The organism is Sorangium sp. So ce836 (genome assembly GCF_028553905.1).
GTDB classification, from domain to species: Bacteria; Myxococcota_A; Polyangia; order Polyangiales; family Polyangiaceae; genus Sorangium; species Sorangium cellulosum_D.
The window spans coordinates 13,334,645-13,350,649 of record NZ_CP102233.1; the positions used below are offsets into that span (position 1 = coordinate 13,334,645).

The 16,005-nt window shown below is 73.9% G+C and carries 13 protein-coding genes; 5 read left to right on the top strand and 8 right to left on the bottom strand.

The genetic code is table 11. The features are described from left to right. Positions 1-55 precede the first annotated feature (55 nt). The 5 genes from NQZ70_RS48775 to NQZ70_RS48795 all read right to left on the bottom strand — a co-directional run bounded on the left by NQZ70_RS48775 (position 56) and on the right by NQZ70_RS48795 (position 5,472). Positions 56-940 (bottom strand): branched-chain amino acid ABC transporter permease, encoded by an 885-nt coding sequence (locus NQZ70_RS48775; protein ID WP_129580337.1) that lies wholly within the window; start codon positions 938-940, stop codon positions 56-58. A gap of 53 nt (positions 941-993) precedes the next feature. Continuing rightward, positions 994-2,193 (bottom strand): ABC transporter substrate-binding protein, encoded by a 1,200-nt coding sequence (locus NQZ70_RS48780; protein ID WP_165374546.1) that lies wholly within the window; start codon positions 2,191-2,193, stop codon positions 994-996. Positions 2,194-2,529: 336 nt separating this feature from the next. Then, positions 2,530-3,279, bottom strand: a complete 750-nt coding sequence (locus NQZ70_RS48785) for a TlyA family RNA methyltransferase (protein WP_129580338.1) — start codon at positions 3,277-3,279, stop codon at positions 2,530-2,532. After that, positions 3,276-4,286: an ABC transporter substrate-binding protein gene (locus NQZ70_RS48790; RefSeq protein WP_237244736.1), complete on the bottom strand. Its 1,011-nt coding sequence runs from the start codon at positions 4,284-4,286 to the stop codon at positions 3,276-3,278. The genes NQZ70_RS48785 and NQZ70_RS48790 overlap by 4 nt, the downstream gene beginning before the upstream one ends. 16 nt (positions 4,287-4,302) lie before the next feature. Beyond that, complete coding sequence (locus tag NQZ70_RS48795; RefSeq protein ID WP_237244737.1) at positions 4,303-5,472, bottom strand: serine protease; 1,170 nt, start codon at positions 5,470-5,472, stop codon at positions 4,303-4,305. Positions 5,473-5,794: 322 nt separating this feature from the next. Between NQZ70_RS48795 and NQZ70_RS48800 the strand changes: the two genes are divergently transcribed. The 5 genes from NQZ70_RS48800 (at position 5,795) to NQZ70_RS48820 (ending at position 11,707) form a co-directional block, all read left to right on the top strand. Then, on the top strand, positions 5,795-8,320 hold the full coding sequence (locus NQZ70_RS48800) for a DNA internalization-related competence protein ComEC/Rec2 (protein ID WP_237244738.1): 2,526 nt from the start codon (positions 5,795-5,797) through the stop codon (positions 8,318-8,320). Between the two features lie 14 nt (positions 8,321-8,334). Then, positions 8,335-9,825, top strand: a complete 1,491-nt coding sequence (locus NQZ70_RS48805) for a radical SAM protein (protein WP_129580341.1) — start codon at positions 8,335-8,337, stop codon at positions 9,823-9,825. 29 nt (positions 9,826-9,854) lie between these two features. Further along, the gene (locus NQZ70_RS48810; RefSeq protein ID WP_129580342.1) at positions 9,855-10,112 is read left to right on the top strand and encodes a glutaredoxin family protein; all 258 of its coding nucleotides are present in this window, start codon (positions 9,855-9,857) and stop codon (positions 10,110-10,112) included. 67 nt (positions 10,113-10,179) lie between these two features. Next, entirely contained in the window at positions 10,180-10,830 is a 651-nt protein-coding gene (locus NQZ70_RS48815; RefSeq protein WP_236644295.1) for a TlpA disulfide reductase family protein, read from the top strand. A gap of 178 nt (positions 10,831-11,008) precedes the next feature. Further along, positions 11,009-11,707, top strand: coding sequence for a GbsR/MarR family transcriptional regulator (locus NQZ70_RS48820; protein WP_129580343.1), 699 nt, complete (start codon positions 11,009-11,011; stop codon positions 11,705-11,707). Positions 11,708-12,143: 436 nt separating this feature from the next. Here NQZ70_RS48820 and NQZ70_RS48825 read toward each other — a convergent pair whose 3' ends face one another. From NQZ70_RS48825 to lepB, 3 genes are all read right to left on the bottom strand, one after another. After that, positions 12,144-13,934, bottom strand: coding sequence for a DUF2169 domain-containing protein (locus NQZ70_RS48825; RefSeq protein WP_129580344.1), 1,791 nt, complete (start codon positions 13,932-13,934; stop codon positions 12,144-12,146). A gap of 59 nt (positions 13,935-13,993) precedes the next feature. Further along, positions 13,994-14,776, bottom strand: coding sequence for an FHA domain-containing protein (locus NQZ70_RS48830; protein ID WP_165374547.1), 783 nt, complete (start codon positions 14,774-14,776; stop codon positions 13,994-13,996). A 543-nt stretch (positions 14,777-15,319) separates the two neighbouring features. Further along, a complete protein-coding gene (gene lepB / locus NQZ70_RS48835) occupies positions 15,320-15,958 on the bottom strand; it encodes a signal peptidase I (RefSeq protein ID WP_129580346.1) in 639 nt (212 codons plus the stop codon). Between the last annotated feature and the right edge of the window lie 47 nt (positions 15,959-16,005).

The following is a 16,005-nucleotide window of genomic DNA, read 5'->3' on the forward strand; positions in this document are numbered from 1 at the left end:
GCCGGCGCGCCACGGCGGCGCGGCGGCGGCGTCTCGCCGGCGCGCTAGCGCAGCGCTACACCTTCTCGGTACCCGTCGTGCCGAGCAGCCCCGTCGGCTTCACGAGGAGCACCCCGATCAGCACCGCGAACACGAGGACGTCCTGCAAGCCCGAGTAGGGCGTGAGCTTCGTCATCTCGCCGATGACCCCGATCAGCATGCCCCCGAGCATCGCGCCCGTGATGTTGCCGATGCCGCCGATGACCGCCGCCACGAAGGCCCGGTTGCCGATCACCACGCCCATCGTGGGATACACCTGCGACTGATCCAGGCAGTAGAGCACCGCGCCCACCGCCGCGAGCATCGAGCCCGTGACGAAGGTCAGCGCGATGATGCGGTTCGTGCGGATGCCCATCAGCCGGGCGGCCTCGACGTTCACGCTGAGCGCGCGCATCGCCTTGCCCGTCCAGGTGCGCCGCACGAGCAGCTCCAGGCCGATCATCACGACGATCGAGGTGACGAAGATCACCTTGCGCGTGTGCTCGATCGGCAAGAGCTGCGGATAGCCGCGGTAGCGCGCGGTGAAGAGGAGCTGCGCCAGGTTCTGGAGGAGGACGCTCATCCCGAGCGCCGTGACCAGCGGCGTGATCCGGGTGTTGGCCAGGCCGCGCCCCCGGGATCGCAGCGGCGCGTACGCCACCCGCTCGACCAGGACCCCGAGCACGCCCGCGAACGCCATCGCGCAGAGGGTGCCGGCCACGCCCGCGAACAGCGGCGCGTCCTGGCCTCCGAACGCCGCGATCCCGAACAGCCCGGCGAAGGCGCCCATCATGAACACCTCGCTATGAGCGAAGTTGATGAGCTTGAGGATGCCGTAAACCATCGTGTAGCCGAGGGCGACGAGGGCGATCATCGACCCCTGGGCGAGCCCCGTGATCAGGGCATTCACGATCTTCTCCATGGAGACCCCTTCACCACGCGCGCGGGGCGGAGCCCGCGCGCGCGGCACGACCACTACTGCTTCGCGGCCTTCTCGTTGACCGTCGCGTAGTAGGTAAACTGCTTGTCCTTGATCCGGACAATCACGACCGGCTTGTCGGCGTTGCGGTTCTCATCGATGGTGATGACCCCCGTCGCGCCCTGGAACCCCTTGGTGTCCTGGATGGCCTGGCGGATGTCGTCCGGCGTCATCTCCTTGGCGCGGCCCATCGCGTCGGCGAGCAGCCTGGCCGCGTCGTAGGCCTGGGCGGCCATGCTCGACGGCGTGCGCTTGTACCGCTCCTGGTACTTCTTCACGAACGCCTGCGAGTTGGGCCAGGGGACGTCCGGCGCGTAGTGGTTCGTGAAGTACGCGCCGTCGAGCTCCTCCGCGGCGTCGCGCAAGAGCTCGTTCGCGTCCCACCCGTCGGTGCCGACGAACATGCTGCCCGGCACGCCCGCGGCCTTCGCCTGCCGCGCGATCGGGGCCATCGAGGTGTAATAGATCGGCGCGTAGATCATCTCCGGGCTCGCCGACTTGAGCTCGTTGATGTACGTCGTGAAGTTGGTCTCCTTCTTGAGGAAGCTCTTCTCCATGACGATCTCCCCGCCGAGGCGCTTCATCTCGGCGCGGAACTCGTTGGCGAGGCCCGAGGAGTAGAGATCGTCGGAGGCGAAGAGGAGGCCGACCTTCTTCTTGCCGAGCGTGTTCACGATGAACTTCGCGCCCATCTGGCCCTGCACGTCGTCCGTGAAGCAGGCGCGGAACACGAAGGGGCCGACCTTCGTCACGTCCGGGTTCGTGGACGACGGCGAGATCATCGGCACCTTCTTCTTGTTCGCGACGATGCCGCCGGCGCGCGACCGGGACGAGGCGACCTCGCCGAGGAGGGCGAGCACGTGATCCCGGTCGATCAGCTGCAGGACCTTGTTGGTCGCCTCCTCGGGCTTCGACTTGTTGTCCTCGTAGAGGACGTTGATCGGCTTGCCCTTGACCCCGCCCGCTTTGTTGATCTCGTCGATGGCGAGGTCGACGCCCTCCTTCGAGTCGACGCCGAACGCCGTCTCTTCGCCCGAGAGGCTGAAGTAGGCGCCGACCTTCCACTCGGGGTCGTCCTTGGCGTGCTTGGCCGGGTCGCCGCCCGAGCCCTCGCTCTTCTTGCCGCACCCGAGCGCCATCGCGCTCAGCGCGAGCGCCCCGGCGATCATCCTCACCAAACCCCGTCGTCCGAGCATGCTGTCGTCCTCCCTGTCGCCGGGCCGCCTCGCGTGGGGGTCCGCCCGCCGGTGGCCATGGCCGCCCACGCAGCGGCCCTGAGCGCGTGTACTCATCGCGTCTACCATTGTCTACGCGGCACGTCAGCTATCTCTGGCCGCGACGCGCTCGGCACCGGCCCTCTTAAGTGTTCGATTCTCCATGGATTTCGCCGGTCGAGCCCGCCGCCGGCCCGCGCGGCGTCGGGGCTAACGCGGCCGGCTGCCGCGGCGCGCCGCGTAGCGCGCAGCACACCAGCCGGGGCGCCGCGCCCCGCGGGGCCGCTGCAGGCAGCCGGCGCAGCGCAGCCGGCGCGGCTAGCCGGCGCGGCGCGCGTGGACGAAGTGCTCGACGTTCCCCTTCGGCCCGCGCACCGCGCTGTCGACCTCCCCGACCACGGAAAAGCCCGCGGCCTCGATGGCCTGGCGCGCCTCGGCGATCGCCGCGAGGCGGGTCGCCTCGTCGCGGATGACGCCGCGCCCGCGGGCGGCGGCCTCGCGGCCCGCCTCGAACTGCGGCTTGATCAGCGCGACGAGATCGCCGGAGGGGCGGAGCAGGCGGGCGATCGCCTCGATGAGCCGAGAGATGCTGATGAAGGACGCGTCGACCACCACGAGATCGATGGGGCAGTCGAAGTCCTCGCGCCGGAGCTCGCGCGCGTTGACCCGATCGCGCACCTCGACGCGGGGATCGGCGCGGAGCTTGCTCGCGAGCTGGCCGTAGCCGACGTCGACCGCGAACACCCGCGCCGCGCCGCGCTGGAGCAGGCAGTCGGTGAAGCCGCCGGTCGAGGCGCCCACGTCGACGCAGGTCTTCCCGGCGACGTCGAGGCCGTGCTGCGCCGCGAACGCGGCGAGCGCGTGCTCGAGCTTGTCGCCGCCGCGCGAGACGAACCGGGGGCCCGACGCGACGTGGACCTCGGCGTCCTCCGGGAGCAGCGTGCCCGGCTTGTCGATGCGGCGCGGCCCGGAGGTGACCTTGCCGGCCATGATCAGCGCCTGCGCCTCGGTGCGCGAGGCGGCGAGCTTGCGGGCGACGAGCAGCGCGTCGGCGCGGACGCGGGTCACGGCGCCCCCGCCGGCGAAGGGGGAGCGAGGCCCCCGCCGCCGCCCGGGGCGGGGGCGGCCGCCGCGTCGGAGAGCGAGAGCGCGTCGCCGTGGAGCGCCCGGGCGATCGCAGCGAGGCCGTCGCCGATGCGCGGCCCCGGGCGCAGCACGGTGTCGGTGCGGAGCGGGCGCACGCGCCCCTCGCGCACGGCGCGCAGGGATCTCCAGCCGGGCGCGTCCCGGAGCATCGCCAGCCTGGGGGCGCCTTGCGCGCGCGGCGGGTCGGCGCCGTCGGCGCCGTCGGCGCCGGCCGTGCCGTCGAGGAGCACGTCGGGATCCAGCGCGAGCAGGTGCTCGACGCTGATCGACGGATAGGCGCCGCCGCGGGCGATCGCGTTCTCGCCGCCGGCGAGCCGGATGAGCTCATCGGCGAAGCTGCCGGGACCCGCGGCGAAGATGGGCGAGGTGTCGAACAGCAGGGCGACCCGGACGCGCGGTCGCCCCTTCACGGCCTGCTCGACCTCCTGGCGGCGGGCGCGGATCCGGGCGATCGCCTGCTCGGCGCCGGGGGCCGCGTCGAGCCGCCGGCCGAGCTCCGCGAGCATCTCCTCGATCTGGGCGAGCGACTCGGTCTCGGGGAAGCACGTCGCGATCCCGTGCCCGCGGAGCGCCTCTTCCAGCGCCGGCCCCGCGGGGCCGCGGGCGCCGACGACGAGGGTCGGCGAGAGCGCGATGATCGCCTCGATGCTCGGATCGGCGTAGCCGCCGACGCTGGGCAGGCGGAGCACCTCGGGCGGGTAGTCGCAGTGGCGGGAGCGGCCGACGAGCGCCGCGCCGGCGCCGATCGCGCAGACCGCCTCGGTGGTGCTGGGCGAGAGGGAGACGACGCGCGCTCCGCCCTGCGCCACCGGGGCCCGGCGCCCGCACGCCGCGAGCGCGACCGCCGCGAGCGCCGCGAGCGCGGCCCGCCGCGGGAGCGCGGCTCCGTGCGGGAGCGCGGCTCCGTGCGGGAGCGCGGCGCGCGGCATCGATGAGCGTCGCCCTTCAGCCAAGCCGATCCCGGCTGCGGCGCCGCCGCAGGCTCGCCACGGCGCCCAGGCCGGCCGCGCCGAGCAGCCAGGGGACCGGCTTCGTCGGGTCAGGCCGTGGCTGGATGCTGCACGACCCGGCAGGCGCCTCGTCCTCCCCGTCCGCTTCGACGTCGTCCTCGGGCGGCGGCTCCGGGAGCTTCGCGCAGAAGCCGAGATCGTCGTTGCAGCTGTAGCCGCTCGGGCACGTCGCGATCTCGGTGCAGGGGCGGGTGCAGTAGCCGTCGAGGCACGCGTTCGTCGAGCACTGCTCCGGCTGCTCGCAGGCGCCCCCGATCTCCGCCGAGTAGATCGGATCGGTGGGGAAGCCGGTCGCCCAGCGGGGCGCCGTGTAACCTCCGACGTCGGCGGCATGCAGGGTCGCCTCCTTAATCCATTCCGCCCAGCCGTACACATAGCCGTAAATCGGATACTCGCAGCCCTCGGCCCCGCGCGAGGTCACGCCGATCACGCGGTGCATCAGGTCGAGGCTGGGGCCGCCCGAGTCCCCCTCGCAGATGCCCGTGTCCCCGACCCACTCGGTCGGCTTCACCACGGACGCCGGGCAGCCGTCGGCCACGCAGTCGATGAAGAGGTTGTCGCGGCGCCGCCGCAGGCCCGCGCCGGTGCTCAGGTCGTTCGTCGCGCCGAAGCCGATGGCGTAGTACTCCTCGCCCCTCTCCAGGGGCACGTCGACGCGCGGGACGAGCGGCACGGCTTCGCTCTCCGGGATCAGCTCGTCCAGGATCAGGATCGCCTGGTCGTTGCCGCAGAATCTGTCCGCCCCGGTGCCGGGGAGCAGCACGATCTCGCTGCCGCTGTAGTAGCGCGAGGACCTGCCGATCTCCGCGTCGGTCGTCACGAAGATCCGCCGCGCCAGGTGCGTGTCCGTGAACCTCGTGCTCCGGCAGGTGATCTGGCCGTCCAGCTCATTGGCCATGTCCGATACGCAGTGCCGGGCCGTCAGCACCACGTTCGGGGCGATCAGGCTGCCGGTGCAGATCGCGCCGATCTCATCGTTGTAGATGCCCACGACGGCCCTGTCGCCGTCGTCCAGATAACCGTCCTGGATGGCATCTCGCGCCTCTCCGGTCTCATCGGGGAGCTCCTCCAGGGCCGAGCTGCACGCCGTAGCAGCGAGTCCCAAGGCAAGAATCAAGGTGACTCTGGGCGACCAAAACGACATCGCTAGCCTCCAAGTACTGCAATGTAGGTGCGAGCCGTGAGGCGACGCGCCGAGCCGATGATTCTAGAGGGGAATGTGCGGTCATGCACGCGCGCCACGCGCGTTGAACGACTCGACTCGTTGCATGCACTACATCGAGAGACCGTCCCGGAGCTCTTGCAGGGTCCTCAGGGTACCGACGTCCCTCGGATCCGCCATGGCGGCGCCAGGGACCTGGTGGCCGTATCCATCGTGAAAAGCCGCGGAAACGCGCGCGGCCCGGGTGTTGCGGGGCGGTGCGGCCGTGATCGATCCGGTCCTGCTCTTCGGGCTCGCGCTCGCCGGGGGCGCCCCGCTCGCCCTCTCCCCGATCCCCACCGCGCTCGGCGCGGCGCTCGCCGCGGCGGCGCTCCGCCGCCGGGCCGGCCGCGCGGCGCTCGCCGCCGCCGCGGTCGCGCTCGCCGTCAGCGGCCTCCGCGCCCGCGCGCTGCTCGACGGAGCGAGCGGCCTCTACGACGGCGCCGCCGATCTGCTGCATCCGCCGGCGCGCTGCGAGGTGACGGCCGCGGTCGTCGGCTCGCCGGTCGTGGTCGGGACGGCGCAGCGGCGCTCCGACGAGGCCGGCGAGGCGCCGAGCGCGCGCGTCGACGTGGAGCTCACCGGCGGGGCGTGCGGCGGGCGAGCGCTGCCGGGACCGCTCCGGGCGCGCCTCTACGGAGCGCCGCTGGATCTCGCGCGGGGCGACCGGATCGAGGTCGTCGTCGACCTCGCGCCGATCCACCTGTTCCGCAACGAGGGGCTCCGGGACGCGACCGCCGCGATCGCGCGGAGCGGGATCGTCGCGAGCGGGACGATCGTCGACGCGCGGCGGACGCTGGAGGGGCGCTCGATCGGGGCGGCGGTCGACCGCGCGCGGGCCGCGGTGCGGGCGCGCATCGAGGCCACGTTCCACCCCGACGCGGCCCCGCTCGGGCGCGCGCTCGTGCTCGGCGAGACCGACCTCACGCCCGAGGACCAGGACGCCTTCCGCGAGAGCGGCCTCGCCCACCTGCTCGCGGTCTCGGGGACGCACCTGATCCTCGCGGTGGCGGGCTTCGCCGCGGTCCTGCGCGCGCTCCTCGTCCGCGTCGGCCCGATCGCTGCCCGGTGGGACGCGGGCCGCATCACCGCGGCGCTGTGCGTGCCGGCCGCGTGGCTGTACGCCGACTTCGCCGGCGGCGGCGGATCGGCGATGCGCGCGGCGGCGATGCTCAGCTGCGCCATGGGCGCCCGGCTCCTGGGCCTCCGCCCGGTGGGCGTCCGCAACTTCGCCCTGTCGCTCGCGGGCGCCGCCGCCGTCGATCCGCTGATCGCGTGCGATCTCTCGTTCGGCCTCTCCGCGGCCGCGACCGCCGGGCTGCTCTGGCTGCAGCGGCCGCTCGCCGCGCTGCTCGTCCCCGGCGGGCGAGGGGAGGGCGGCGGCGACGGCGGCGGCTGCGTGGAGCGCGCGCCGCTCGACGCGTCGCCGCGCGCGCTCGCGCGCAAGGTCCTCGAGCCGCTGGCGACGACGCTCGCCGCCATGTTCGGGTGTACGCCGCTGCTGCTCATGAACGGCGAGACGTTCCCGCTGCTCGGCGTGGCGGCGAACGTGGTCGCCGCGCCGATCGGCGAGCTGGCGGCGCTCCCGTTCTGCCTCGCGCACGCCGTGCTCGCGTGGGCGCCGCCGGTCGAGCGCGGGTGCGCGCTCGTCGGGTCGGGCGCGCTGCTCGCGGTGCGCGCCGTCGCCCGCGCCTCGGCGGAGACCGGCGTGGTGCTGCGCCTGCCCGAGCCGTCGCCCGCCCAGCTGGCCGCGCTCGCCGCCGCGATCGCGCTCGCGTGGGCCGCGGAGCGCCGCGGCCGCCGGCTCGCCGCGCTCGCGGCCGGCGCCGCCGCGTGGCTCGCGCTCGAGGTCGTCGCCGTGCGCGCCGGCGCGCCGCGCGGCGTGCTGCGCGTCAACGTCCTCGACGTGGGGCAGGGCGACGCCATCCTCATCGACCTGCCCGAGGGCGGCGCGATGCTCGTCGACGCGGGCGGCTTCGTGGGCAGCCCGGTCGATCCGGGGGCGCGCGTCATCCGGCCGCTCCTGCGATCGCGCCGCCGCGCGCGCCTCGACGCGATCGTCCTGTCGCACCCGCACCCGGATCACTTCGGCGGCCTGCCCGCCGTGGTCGAGGGCGTGGAGGTCGGCGAGCTCTGGGACACCGGCCAGGGCGAGGCCGAGGGCGCGGGCCCGGTCTACGCGAGGCTGCTCTCGGACCTGCGCCGGCGCGGCGTGCCCATCGTGCGGCCCGCGTCGCTGTGCGGCACGCCGCGGGTGCTCTCGGGGGCGACGATCGAGGTGCTCGCGCCGTGCCCCGAGCTCCACCCCGACCGGGGCGCCAACGACAACTCCTTCGTCCTGCGCATCACCTACGGGGCTCGCTCCGCGCTGCTCGTGGGCGACGCGGAGCACGAGGCCGAGGACGCGCTCGTCTCGCGCCACGGCGCCGCGCTCCGCGCCGATCTGCTCAAGGTGGGGCACCACGGCAGCCGGACCTCGACCGGCGCGGCGCTCCTCGCGGCCGTCGACCCCTCGATCGCCGCCGTGTCCTGTGGCGTCCGCAACCGCTTCGGGCACCCGAGCCCCGAGGTGCTCTCCCGCCTGTCGGCCCGGGGCGTGGCGATCTCGCGCATGGACCGCGGCGGCGCCCTGGTCTGGGAGACCGACGGCGAGCGCGTCCTCTGGTCCCGCCCGGGCCGGCCGCCGAGCCCGGCCCCGGGCTCCGGACGGCGCCGTTCGCCGCCCGTGTCCTTGCGCCTGGACGCCCCCTGAGGGACGCTCCGGCGATGTCTCGTAGCGCGATGACGACCACGATCCGCCGCCGGCTCGCGAGCGAGATCGGTCGTATCGACAAGCAGGCGCCCTTCCGCGTCGCGCTGTCTTACCCGTCCCCGTACCGGGCTGGCATGAGCTCGCTCGGCTTTCTCCAGATCTACAAGCTGATCCAGGCCGAGCCCGGCATGGCGTGCGAGCGCGCCTTCCTGCCGGACGACGAGGGCGTGGGCGCCGAGGGCGCTCCGGTCACGTACGAGGGGCTCCGCCCCCTCTCCGACTTTCCGGTCATCGCGCTCTCGGTGGCGTACGAGCTCGAGATCGCCGGGGTCGTCCGCCTGCTCGAGCTCGCCGGGCTGCCGGCGCTCCGGGAGGAGCGCGACGGCCGCCACCCGTTCGTCCTCGCGGGCGGTCCGCTCACGTTCTCCAACCCGCTGCCGCTCGCGCCCTTCGCCGACGCGATCCTCATGGGCGAGGCCGACACGCTGGCCGTGGAGGTGCTCCGCCTGCTGCGGGACGCCCCCTCGCGCGAGGCGGCGCTCGACGCGCTGGCGGGCGTCCCCCACGTCTTCGTCCCCGCGCGCCACGGCGCGGAGATGCCCCCGGTCGCCCAGTGCGACGACGCGCTGCTGCCCGCCTGGTCACCGATCCGCGCCGAGGAGACCGAGCTCTCGAACATGTTCCTCATCGAGGCGGAGCGGGGCTGCTCGCGCGGGTGCACCTACTGCGTGATGCGCCGCTCGACCAACGGCGGCATGCGCATCGTCCCGAAGGACCGCCTCCTCGGGCTCGTCCCCGAGGACGCGAGGCGCGTCGGCCTCGTCGGCGCCGCGGTCAGCGATCACCCGAAGATCGTCGAGGTGGTCCGGACGCTCGCCGAGCGGGGCTGCGAGGTCGGGCTGAGCAGCCTCCGGCCGGACCGGCTCACCGACGAGTTCGTCGGCGCGCTGCGGCTCGCGGGCTACAAGACGCTCACGACGGCGATGGACGGCACGAGCGAGCGCGTCCGGGAGACGCTCGAGCGGCGCGCGCGGCCGAGGCACCTCCAGCGGGCGGCCGAGCTCGCGCGGCAGCACGGGATGAACCGGCTCAAGCTGTACCTCATGGTCGGCGTCCCCGGCGAGACCGACGCCGACGTCGACGAGTGCGTCGCGTTCGTCACGGAGCTCTCCCGGATCGTGCCGGTCGCGCTCGGGATCGCGCCCTTCTGCCCGAAGCGCAACACGCCGCTCCACGGCGCGCGCTTCGCGGGGATCGACGTCGTGAACAAGCGGCTCGACCGGCTCCGCCGCGGGCTGCGCGGCCGCGCCGACGTGCGCGCCACGAGCGCGCGCTGGGCGTGGGTCGAGGCGGTGCTCGCCGCCGGCGGCGAGGCCGAGGGGCGCGCGGTGCTGCAGGCGGTGCACGCGGGCGGCTCGTTCCGCGATTACGAGCGCGCGTTCGAGAGGATCAAGCGCCCGGAGCCGCCGCGTCAAAAGAGCCTGCCGCTGCTCGCGGCGGGGTGAGGGAGGGGCCGCGCGTCCCGGAGGAGCGGATGAAGACGGTGACCCTGTTCACGCGCGAGCGCTGCCACCTGTGCGAGGACGCCCACGCGGCGCTCGAGCGCGTGCGCGCCCGCCTCCCGTTCGAGCTCGCCGTGGTCGACCTGGACCGCGAGGCCGGGCCGGAGAAGCGGGCGCTGTACGACTGGGAGGTCCCCGTCGTCGAGCTGGATGGGCGGAAGATCATGAAATACCGCGTCGACGAGCGGCGGCTCGAGCGGCTGCTCGCCGGGCCGGAGCGACAGGAGTGATCTTCGGCGGCGCCGGGACGCTTCGCCCCGCTTTCGCCCCGCGCCGCGCTAGGCTATGCCCACTCCCGTGAAGTGGACGACCATCGCGCAGATCCTCTTCATCCTCGTCGCGGCCGTCGCCGTGTACGGCTTCGTGCACGCGGCGCAGAACGACCAGCGCAGCACCGGCTGCAAGGCCATGTGCGCGCTGCGCCCCGCGTACGCCGGCCGCAACCGGCTCGCGCCGGACTTCGAGCTGCCGGACATGAACGGCAAGCCGGTCCGGCTGTCGTCGTTCCGGGGCAAGACGGTCTTCTTGAACTTCTGGACCAAGACCTGCGCGCCGTGCCTGCAGGAGATGCCGGCGCTCGCGGAGCTCGGCCGGATCGCCCAGTCGCGGAAGGACTTCGTCGTCCTCACGATCTCGACCGACGAGGGGCCGGACGACGTGCGGGACGCGCTCAAGGTGGCCCTGAACGGGGATCCGCCGTTCCCGGTGCTCTTCGACCCCGAGTCCAAGGTCGTGCTGGACCAGTACGGCACGCAGCTCTACCCGGAGACGTGGATCATCGATCCGAACGGGATCATCCGGGCCCGCTTCGACGGGGCGCGGGACTGGTCGAGCAGCCTGGCCATCGACGTGGGCGAGATGGTCTCGCGCTGGGGCGGGTGCCCGGTCGAGATCTACAAGGGGCAGCCGCGCGGCGGCTTCGCCGGCCTCTGCACCGACGACTCCTGAGCGGGCTCCGGCGCGGCACCGGAAAGCGGCGTACGGAGACGCGCTGCGAGCGCGCTGCGAGCGCGCTCCGGGCGTACAGGGGGCGCGTTCCGGGCGCGAAGGGAGGAGCGCGGCGGGGGCGCGGGGCGCGCTGGCCGCTTGGCGCTTTCCCGAAAGATCGTTATGTGAGTCACCCATCATGACCGCCCGCAGGCCCACGTTGTCGACAGCGCACCCGCCGCAGCCGCCCGCAGCGAGCGAGGGGGGCGACGGGCGGGCCTCGGACGAGCGGGTCGCGGCCGCGCGGCAGGCGCTGCTCGAGGGGGTCGGCGCCGAGATCGCCGCCTCGTTCCCCGGCATCACGCGGCTCGGGGGGCAGGTCGTCGCGGCCCTCTACCTGGCGGACGTGCCGCGCTCGATGGATGAGCTCAGCCAGGAGCTCGGCCGCTCCAAGAGCAACATCTTCGCGAACCTGCGCGGCCTCGAGGCGGCCGGGATCATCGAGCGCCGGCGGGAGTCGGGGGCGCGGCACGACTCGTTCGCGCTGCGCGGCAAGTACCCCGACGTGATCGTCGGCGCCTACCTCGGCCGCCTGCGCCGCGTGGTGCAGGACAAGCGCGCGCTCGCGCGGCGCGCGCTCGCGCTGCTCGGCGACGCCGAGGGCCCGGAGGCCGACGCGATGCGCGCGCGGCTCGACGACCTGTCGCGCAAGTACGACCTGTTCGCCGAGCTGATGGAGCAGCTCTTGCCGTCGATCGACGGCCCCGTCGATCTCGAGCGGCTGATCGCGCAGGTGCCCGAGGCGGTGGTCCGTTCCCTCAACGCGGCCGCCCGCGTCGCCTGGGCCGCCGGCGACGCGATCAGCCGGCTGAGCAGCCGCGCCAGCCGCAAGCGCTGAGCGGCGCTCCCCGCACAGGAGACGGGCCCACCTCGACGTTTTCGGTGCTCAGCGCCCTTTCGTGCGCCTGCGCGCCGAAAACGCCGATCTGGGCCCGTCTCCTGTGCGGGGAGCGCCGCTCAGCCGCGCAGGGGGCGGAGGCGCCGTCAGCTCCGCGGCGGGCAGTCCCTCATCTCGATGAGGATGCCGGTCGACGTCTCGATCGCCCAACTCCGCATCCGAGCTCGAGTCGAAGATGTGTTTCCGCATTGTAGAGCGCGCGCCCCGGCCGATCACCAGGAGCACCCGAACCACGGCTCCCGCCGACATGATGGTCCCTCCAACCTCGTTGCGTTGCTGGCCGGAGCTGCCCCGCCGGGGCGCACGCAGGCGGGAAGATCATGGCTTTATCTTCCCGTCTCGATGTTGAGCTCCGGCCATCACCCCTCTCTCCGGCTCAGTCCTTGCGGAAGCGCTTGTACAGGCTGCCGAGGAGGCTGGGCCGCCCTTGCTTCGGCGCGGGCGGTTCCGGGACGGGCGCGCGCGGCTCGGGCGAACGCTCGACCTCGGCACCGCGCTCGGGTGTGGGCGACGGCGCGGCGGTAAGCGCAGGCGCAGGCGCGGCGACCTGCGCAGGCGCGGCCTCCGGCGCCGGCGGCGACGCGACATCCTGCGCGGGCGCGGCATTCGGCGCAGGCGCAGGCGCAGGCGCAGGCGCAGGCGCAGGCGCGGCGTCCTGCGCGGGCGCGGGCGGTGACGCGAGATCCTGCGCGGGCGCGGCATCCAGCGCAGGCGCGGCGTCCGGCTCGCGCAGCTCGACCGTGCCCTCCAGCGGCGACGCGGGCACGGGGATCGCCGCCGCGCGGCCCGCCAACCACGGCGCGCCCGGGGGCTCGCCGCTCTCCCGCTCGCCGCGCATCCCCGCAGGCGCGATCGGAAACGGCGCGCGCACCGCGTCGTGACCCTCGCCTCGGATCCGCGCGGGGGGCGGCAGCGCGGCCCGCGCCTCGCGGGACCGCGCCTCGCTCCCGGCCGGCGGCAGCGTGTCGTCGAGCGCGAACGTGCCCGCGAGCGGGTTCGTGCCCGCCAGCGGGTGCGTGCCCGCCAGCGGATGCGCCCGCCCGGCCGCGGCGCTCTCCGGCGCCTCGACGACGTCCTCGTCGTCGAGGGTCACCGTCGTGCTCCAGTCCGTCAGCTTCACGGTCTCCGGCGCCGCCTCCGCGAGCGGCGCCCTGGCGAGCACCTCGGCGACATCCGGCCACGGCACCGGCTCGCCCCCGACCTCCACGCCCACCGCCACGCGCAGCGCCGAGAGCGCCTCCTCCGAGGCCACCTGGAAGCTCCCGCGGAAGACCACCGCGCAGCGCTCGGCGTCGGCGTGCACGATCAGCGTGTCGCCCGAGAGCGACAGCCACCGCTGCGCGCCGTTCGGCAGGTAGATCGTCGCGAGCGCCCGCAGCGCCGGCAGGCGTGTGGCCAGCGCGGGATGATGCGGGCTCAGTCCCTCCAGCACGATCTGCTCGCCGCCGAGCACCCGGTCGAAGCGCTGATCGAGCGGCGCGGACTGGAAGTACGACCAGTCGAAATCGTCCGGGATCGACGCGACCCCCTCCAGCTCGCTGCGCGCGAGCCCGCGGAGCAGGCGCGCCCGGGCCGGCGCGATCGCCGGGATCGGCCCGAGGCCGATCGGCGCGCGCCTCCCGCCCGGCGGCAGCACGTTGGGCAGCGAGATCTTGCCGCCCGTGTCCGCGAGCGCGCCGACGCCGAAGGGGTTCTCCGGCTCGTCGGCGCCGCCCCAGGCGCGCTGGTACTCGATCGGCATCTTCACGAACGGCTCCGGCTCGGGATCCGGTAATGCCGCGGAGGCCGCTCGATCGCCGACGACCTCGAGGCGCTTGTCGACCAGCGCCGCCGCCCCGCGCACGATCGCGAGCCGCGCCGGCATCCGCCGGACCGGCACCCCGCCCGGTGCCCACGCGTGCCCCGTGAGCACCACCTCGGCGCGCTCCAGCCAGGGCGCGAGATCGCTCGCCGCGAGCAGCGGCCTCATCGGGTGGCCGCGCACGTAGACCTCGCTCCGGATCACCTCCATGGGCTCGATCCGCCGCGCCTCGCCGCCGGCGACCATCGCGAAGGTGGCCTTCGCGACGAGCGTCACGTGGAGCTGGCCGCGGCTGCGCCACAGCCTCGCGCCCGCGGCGACCGGTCCGGCGCGGAGGACGTCGAGCGGCCAGCGAGCGGCGGTCATGGGCGATCGCTCCTCCGGAGGAGAGCGCGCCGGCTCGGCCGCGCGCGGCCGGCCGGCGCTCAGTTTGTGTTGAGCTCGACGCGCAGCAGCTTGCGGCCGATGAAGAGGTAGTCGCCGTGGGCGAGCTCGCGCTCGCTCTTGATGCGCACGTAGGTGCCGTTGCGGCTGTTGAGATCGGTGAGCGTGAACTTGCCGTTGTGCTCCTCGAGCCGGCAGTGCGAGCCCGACATGTACAGGTCGACGGGGAAGTTCAGGTCGCCGCCCTCGCGCCCGATCTGCAGCGAGCTGCCGCGCGCGCACACGGTCATGCCGACCGCGCCGCCCTGGAGCACCTGGGTGAGGCGGAACGGGCTCGGGTGCTTGGGCGAGGAGTAGAAGAAGGTCCCGTCCGGATCCTGGCCGTCGGAGGCGCGCGGCGTCGGATCGAGCCGGAAGAGCTGCTCGCCCGCGAGGAACGTGTCGCCCGGCGTGATGTCGATCGTGCCGCGCACGCGGATGTACACGCCGTTCAGCGAGCCCTCGTCGCGCACGACCAGCTTGCCGTCGCGGTAGAAGAAGTTCGCGTGCTTCGGCGAGACGAACGGATCGTCCGGGAAGACGAGCTGCCCGTTGCGGCCGACGATGTGCTGCTCGGCCTTCAGGTGGAAGGAGAGGCCGTCCATGCCCTCGCCGCGGATGAGGATCAGCTTCGCCTTCGCCGGGTTCTGCATGTCCCCGAAGAACAGCGTCTGCGCGTTGAGGATCTCGGGCGGGACCGCCGTTCCGCACCTCCCGCAGAACTTGTGGCCCGAGGGAACACCGCTCGAGCAGGAACGGCAGACGTAGTTACGGGCTTGCTCCATCAGCTCCTCCTGGGAGAGTTCGGCAAATTCGCTCTTGGACGAGGTGGTCTTGGGGCTCCGCCCCGCGCCGCGCGAGCTCGTCGGGTCGAGCCGGGGCTCCGCCCTCGCGCCCAGGCTGCCGGCGGCGGGCGTCGGAGAGCGCCGGGCCGACGCGGCCGGCGCGTTCCCCCGGCGCGGCGTGAACAGGGCCAAGTCGTTCGCGCACTCAGGACAACGCGCGGTGCCCATCGGGCTCCACAGGTCGCACTGGCCACAGACGATGCCAATCTCGTGCTGCTCGGTGTGCAAACGTCTCCTCGGTGCATTGGAGGACCGCGGACCGCGGTTCTCCGACCCGCGCCAGCGGAAGGCCGCCTGGGCGGACCTCCGACCGATGAAGCGAGCCCGGGGGCGGAGGACCCTGCCCGCTGCTCGCGCTGGATCCCCGACCCGGGTGGAGAGAACCACGGTTCTAGACGTCGAAGAGCGGAGGGGTCAAGCACGAGCTGACGTGGCCGCCGGTGGTGACGTGGCCGCGGGCGCTGGCCCAGCCTGCCGGCGGTGTCAGCGCACGAAGGTGAAGCGGCGCTGGTCGTCGCTCCAGCCCCCGGCGCCCCAGAGCCGGAACACGATCCGCTGGGTGCACGCGGCGCGCGGCTGGAGGCCGAAATCGCGCGAGTCGTCGTGGTAGCTCCGGTTGTCGCTCAGCAGGAACACCGTGTCGGGCTGCACCTCCACGCGGTGGCGGCGCTCGAGCGGCGGCCTGCGCCCCGTCGCCCGCAGGTGGAGCCCGGGGCCCATCCTCACCATGTCGCACGCGACCTGGACCTCGTTGTTCGTGGCGGGGTCGACGATGCTCAGCTTCGGCTCGGTGCACGCGACCTCGGCCTCGTAGCGCTGCCCGTTCACGACCAGGGCGCTGTGGTCGACCTCGACCGTGTCGCCCGGCACGCCCGCGATCCGGCCGACGATGTGGCTGCCGGGGACCTCGGGATCCGGGCACCGCACCAGCTCGCCGAAGCCGGGCGTGCCCCGCGTCAGCACGACGACCACATCGCCCGGGGCGAGGCTCGGCGCGATCGAGGCGCCGAGGCTCGGGTCGTCCGGCACCGCCCACACGTCGAGGACGAGCGCGCGGAGCACGACGCCGATCACCAGCAAGGTCCCGAGGATCCAGAGCAGCCCGTTGAACAGCTTCCGCATCGCGGCCCCGCAGCCTAGCGCAGCGGCGGCCGCGGGCGGCGGGTAAC

What these genes read in the sequence shown, in the direction of transcription:
- NQZ70_RS48790 (WP_237244736.1), bottom strand. Translation starts at nt 4,286, where the DNA reads ATGCCGCGCGCCGCGCTCCCGCACGGAGCCGCGCTCCCGCACGGAGCC.
- NQZ70_RS48820 (WP_129580343.1), top strand. Translation starts at nt 11,009, where the DNA reads ATGACCGCCCGCAGGCCCACGTTGTCGACAGCGCACCCGCCGCAGCCG.
- NQZ70_RS48780 (WP_165374546.1), bottom strand. Translation starts at nt 2,193, where the DNA reads ATGCTCGGACGACGGGGTTTGGTGAGGATGATCGCCGGGGCGCTCGCG.
- NQZ70_RS48810 (WP_129580342.1), top strand. Translation starts at nt 9,855, where the DNA reads ATGAAGACGGTGACCCTGTTCACGCGCGAGCGCTGCCACCTGTGCGAG.
- NQZ70_RS48775 (WP_129580337.1), bottom strand. Translation starts at nt 940, where the DNA reads ATGGAGAAGATCGTGAATGCCCTGATCACGGGGCTCGCCCAGGGGTCG.
- NQZ70_RS48805 (WP_129580341.1), top strand. Translation starts at nt 8,335, where the DNA reads ATGTCTCGTAGCGCGATGACGACCACGATCCGCCGCCGGCTCGCGAGC.
- lepB (WP_129580346.1), bottom strand. Translation starts at nt 15,958, where the DNA reads ATGCGGAAGCTGTTCAACGGGCTGCTCTGGATCCTCGGGACCTTGCTG.
- NQZ70_RS48830 (WP_165374547.1), bottom strand. Translation starts at nt 14,776, where the DNA reads ATGGAGCAAGCCCGTAACTACGTCTGCCGTTCCTGCTCGAGCGGTGTT.
- NQZ70_RS48825 (WP_129580344.1), bottom strand. Translation starts at nt 13,934, where the DNA reads ATGACCGCCGCTCGCTGGCCGCTCGACGTCCTCCGCGCCGGACCGGTC.